Source organism: Microbacterium luticocti DSM 19459, assembly GCF_000422405.1.
Classification (GTDB): Bacteria; Actinomycetota; Actinomycetes; order Actinomycetales; family Microbacteriaceae; genus Microbacterium; species Microbacterium luticocti.
The window spans coordinates 1-4,756 of sequence record NZ_AULS01000027.1 but is presented as its reverse complement, the minus strand read 5'-3'; the positions used below and the strand labels follow the sequence as shown (position 1 = coordinate 4,756).

3 protein-coding genes are annotated in these 4,756 nt (G+C 65.1%); 1 reads left to right on the top strand and 2 read right to left on the bottom strand.

The window, feature by feature from the left end; genetic code table 11:
• Positions 1 to 833: 833 nt before the first annotated feature.
• A complete protein-coding gene (gene dnaB, locus H577_RS0112640) occupies positions 834 to 2,207 on the top strand; it encodes a replicative DNA helicase (RefSeq protein ID WP_029146252.1) in 1,374 nt (457 codons plus the stop codon).
• A gap of 99 nt (positions 2,208 to 2,306) precedes the next feature.
• Here dnaB and H577_RS0112635 read toward each other — a convergent pair whose 3' ends face one another.
• Positions 2,307 to 4,013 (bottom strand): hypothetical protein, encoded by a 1,707-nt coding sequence (locus tag H577_RS0112635; protein ID WP_029146251.1) that lies wholly within the window; start codon positions 4,011 to 4,013, stop codon positions 2,307 to 2,309.
• Positions 4,014 to 4,119: 106 nt separating this feature from the next.
• A complete protein-coding gene (locus H577_RS0112630) occupies positions 4,120 to 4,401 on the bottom strand; it encodes a helix-turn-helix transcriptional regulator (protein WP_169566310.1) in 282 nt (93 codons plus the stop codon).
• Between the last annotated feature and the right edge of the window lie 355 nt (positions 4,402 to 4,756).

The following is a 4,756-nucleotide window of genomic DNA, read 5'->3' as shown; positions in this document are numbered from 1 at the left end:
CCGCCCGACACAGCCCGCGGCGTCAAGCTCCGCCAGACAGGCTAGATTCCGCGGGCATTCCTACATGAGGCACGGGAACCATTTCGCGGGCATCTTGACATGAGGCACCTCGTACCCCTGCGTGCGTCAGGTTTCTTGAGCGTGTGGGTGGGGGTTTCTTGAGCGCCTGGGTGGGGCTGGCTCCTCGGTTTCTTCCGTCGCATGGGCGCGGCTGGGTCGTCGGCTTCTTCGGGCGCATGGGTACGGCTGGGTCTGCGGCTTGTTCGGGCGCATGGGTGGGGGCCGAATGCTCGGATTCTCCCCGCGTGGACCCCGCGCGGGGGCGGCCGGAGCCCCCTCCATGCGGACGTTGACGAAGCGCGTCGGCGGCGAGTCGCCGGCGTGTCGGCGGCGAGATGGCACCGTGTCGGCGGCGTGTTGGCACGATGTCGGTGCCGAGTTGCGAAACCGGCCGTCCTGTGCATAACTCCGCGGCATCCCACAACCTTCAACCGCTGCTTCAAGCACAACTTCATCCACAGCATGGGAATACAGAACCCCCAGGTCAGCCGGATGAAACGAGTGGAAATCGGCGAACTGCACAGGAGTTGTCCACACCGTCTCTACACAGGCCGCACGGCGTTTCGCGCACACTCTCCACACCGTTATCCACAGGCTCGGTTGCAGGGGTCGAGGTGCGTCCCTAGCGTGGGTTCCTGACCCATCCCGGGGGCGACGTCGCCGGCGTCGGAGGATGTCGGAGGTCCATGATCTGCTCGGATCACGGGGCCGCGTCACCGCATCGACCCGGTCTCACATCGCAGCGTGCCCGAACGTGAAGGAGGACGGACGTCGTGTCGATCGCCGACATCTCCGAAGAGCGCCTGGGTGGACCGCGCGAGGGTGAGCGCACTCCCCCGCACGATGTGCTCGCGGAGCAGAGTGCGCTGGGCGGCATGCTGCTGTCGAAGGACGCCGTCGCCGACGTCATCGAGAGCCTGCGCGGGTCGGACTTCTACATCCCCAAGCACGAGCTGATCTTCGAGGCGATCCTCAACCTCTACTCGCACGGTGAGCCGACCGATGTGATCACGGTCACCGACGAGCTGATCAAGACCGGTGACCTGCAGCGGGCCGGTGGCGCCGACTACCTGCACACGCTCACCTCGATCGTGCCCACGGCGGCGAACGCCGGCTACTACGCGTCGATCGTGTCGGAGCGGGCGCTGCTGCGCCGGCTGGTCGAGGCCGGCACGCGGATCGTGCAGATGGGGTACTCGGGCCAGGGTGAGGCCCTCGATCTGGTCAACACCGCGCAGGCCGAGATCTACGGGGTCACCGGGGCCGAGGCATCCGAAGACTATGTGCCGTTGACGGTGGCGGTGGATGCCGCGGTCGACGAGATCGAGGCGGCCCGGGGCCGCGACGGCCAGATGACCGGCATCCCGACCGGGTTCCGTGAGTTGGACGAGCTGACCAACGGGCTGCACCCGGGGCAGATGATCGTGGTGGCGGCGCGTCCCGCGATGGGCAAGTCGACGCTGGCGCTGGACTTCGCACGGTCGGCGGCGATCAAGCACAACATGCCGGCGATCTTCTTCTCACTCGAGATGGGGCGCAGCGAGATCGCGATGCGCCTGCTGTCGGCCGAGGGCGCGATCCCGTTGCAGAACATGCGCAAGGGCACACTGGACTCGCGCGACTGGACGACCGTGGCGGCCACGCGCGGGCGCATCAACGATGCGCCGCTGTACATCGACGACAGCCCGAACATGACGCTGGTCGAGATCCGGGCGAAGTGCCGGCGGCTGAAGCAGCGGGCCGGGCTGAAGATGGTGATCATCGACTACCTGCAGCTGATGTCGTCGGGCAAGCGGGTGGAATCGCGGCAGCAGGAGGTCAGCGAGTTCTCGCGGGCGCTGAAGCTGCTGGCGAAGGAGTTGCAAGTGCCGGTCATCGCGCTGTCGCAGTTGAACCGTGGGCCCGAGCAGCGCACCGACAAGCGCCCGCAGGTGAGCGACCTGCGCGAGTCGGGATCGATCGAGCAGGACGCCGACATGGTGATCCTGCTGCACCGCGAGTCGGTGTACGACGCCGAGAGCCGCCCGGGCGAGGCCGACCTGATCGTCGCGAAGCACCGCAACGGCCCCACCGCGACCATCGAGATCGCCTTCCAGGGCCACTTCTCGCGCTTCGCCGACATGGCGCCCGCGGGGGACTTCCAGTAGGTTGTAGGTTCCGCGTGAAGATGGCAATGTCCTCGCCCAGATGGCAACGACTTGGCAATGTAGCCATCTATCGCGGACAAGAATGAGTGGCTGTGCGGTCTAACCCGGCTCGCCTGCAGTGGCTTCGAGTTCGGTGTGTTCGGTTACGCCTGTCAAACCCCAGGGCGTCGCGAGGACCTGCTCTGCCTTCAACCGTGACGGTGAGTAGAGACGGAAGCCGAGTCTTGGGTCGTTCGGCACGGCCACCGCGGTGCGACCGGCGCCCTTGCCAGCGCGGAGTGCTTCGAGGTGTTCTGACGCATCGACGATCCGTATGGCTGGGTGGTATATGGAGACGTCTCCCACTGTGACCTCTTCGCCCAGGACGTCGCGTGACCAGTGAGATGTGGTCGCGATGATTGCGCTCGGGTTCGTGAGTAGCTCTTCGATGGATTCACCGAGCTTGCCGTTGAAGGTGAAACTCAGGCTCTCGAGGTCGGGTGCGAGAACGCAGTCACCCTCGAGGAGTCGGCGCACGATGCGGATCCAGATCCGTTCCATCGCGTTGACGTTCCTGGGGAAGGCGAATTGAGTTCCGGTGAGCTGCTCGATTGCGGCTAGGTCTTCGGCGAGCTCGGCGACTTCCGTGGCTACGCTGAATTCCAATGCTGGTTCAACGGTGAGCCGGTCTTTATGCCCGTCCACTTCGAGCACTACATCGGCATTCTGGTGCAGTGCAGCAAGCGCGCGGATCGCCCGCTCCACGTCGATGCCGGTGTGATTGGTCGGCTCGAAGCTAAGCGTGATGGAGGAGCCCGGCCCCCGGTCGCGTGTGAGGCGCCAGGTTATCGTCAGGCCTCCGTCGAAGACGGTCTCGACCCTTGCGCCCGCTGAGCCTTGGGTGATCCAGGTGGCGATGCCTCGGAGTACACGGTTCTGCGCGCCTTGTGGGGAGATTCGTATCGTCGCGGGCAGGTCGCGAAGGCTCGTGGGCGAAGGGTGGATCTCCAAGGTGCTGGCGCCGAACCGCGCGGCGAACCACTCTGGCCCGATGCGTTCGAAGGTCTCGACGACCTCCGGGGGAAGCGTGACGGTCTTGCTGATCCCGTACTCCATCGAGTCCTCGTACTCTTTGCGCAGTTCGGGATGGTTCATGAAATTCGCCGTGAAGTTGATGGACAGAGGTTCACGTGTTGCGGCGTCAGGATGCTTGGCGAAAAGGGACCGCGTGAGCGTGTCTCCACGAGTGGTTGTCTCGAATGACCAATGAGGGCTCATGGCATCGGTGCGAGTTGCGAGCCGCTTCACTTCGCGAGCGACGTCGTCCATGGTCAGGAGTGCCGCACTCTCGCGTCCGACCAGCTCCAGCGCCTTCCTGTCCGCGGTACGTTCCGCGAGAGCTACCGCGTCCGGGTCCGAAGCCTGGAGGTCGTCGAGCTCGACTCTACCCACGTACTCGACACGGATACCCGAACCGGTTGCGAGAGTACTCACCCACTTGCGCTCGTTCACGGTGAAGTTGCGGGGAATGACGAGGGTCCACACGGGCGGGTGCAGTTTCGCGGCCTTCTCGAAGGAGCGCCGGATCTGCTCTCGGCGCGGTTTGAAGCCGCCGGAGAACCCCTCCGGGAAGAACTTCAGCTGGTAGATCTTGATGAGCTTGCCCGTGACGGGGTCGCGTACGTCGAGATCGATGCCTCCGTCGCCACCGCGCCCGTCGATGGCTTGCACGATGAACTCAGGATGATTGCGGGCATACCAGCGCTTGATGAGAAGCTCGACCGTTCGGTCGAAATCCGACTGTGTAAGCGATTCCCATGCCAGCACAGTGCTCCAATCACGTCGGGCTGTCTCATCCGAGCGTATCGACGGGTGCGGACGTCATCGCTCGTGGCCACCGGAGTTGGCGCGGTAGCCTCCCGGCGGAATGCTCCTACCGGCTACGGAGGTCGGGCGGGTCGTCCGGGATGAGCGCCTCGACCGGAACCTGCAGCACCTGTGACAGCGCGATGAGCGTTCGTAGTGTCGGGTTGGCCGGGTTCCCCGGTCGGGACTCGCCCTTCTCGTACTTCTGGTAGGTGAACCGCGTAACCCCGGAGCGGTAGGCAACATCCTCTTGGCTCAAGCCTGCCTGTTCGCGAGCCTGGCGGAGGCTGGTCGCGAACCGTTGAGAGTACGCGCTCCATTCGCGCTCAAGATCCTCGTTCCGCCTCACCACTTATCCAGGGTGGAGAGAGATCACCCGGCGTATGGCCTAATCGGTATGGCATAATCTGAGCCCTGATCCACCGTCGTGGTTTTGGTGGGCGTGTTTTCGTGTTTCGGTGGCGAGGCTTGTTGCGGGGGCGCGCGGGGTCGGCCAGCCGGTGCTCTGGCTTTTCCACTTTGGTTTCCGGTCGCGCCCGTCGCGGGCTGGGTGGTCAGGGTATCGCGGTGCGTGGTGGTCCGGTCGCGGTCTCCCGTAGCAGCGTTCAGGCTGTGGCCCAGGGCCAGTGCGCGGGCAGGTGCATCACCAGTCGCCGCGCCGTGGAGGCGAGCCTGGCGGGGGTGCTGACGATCGTGCGCAGGAG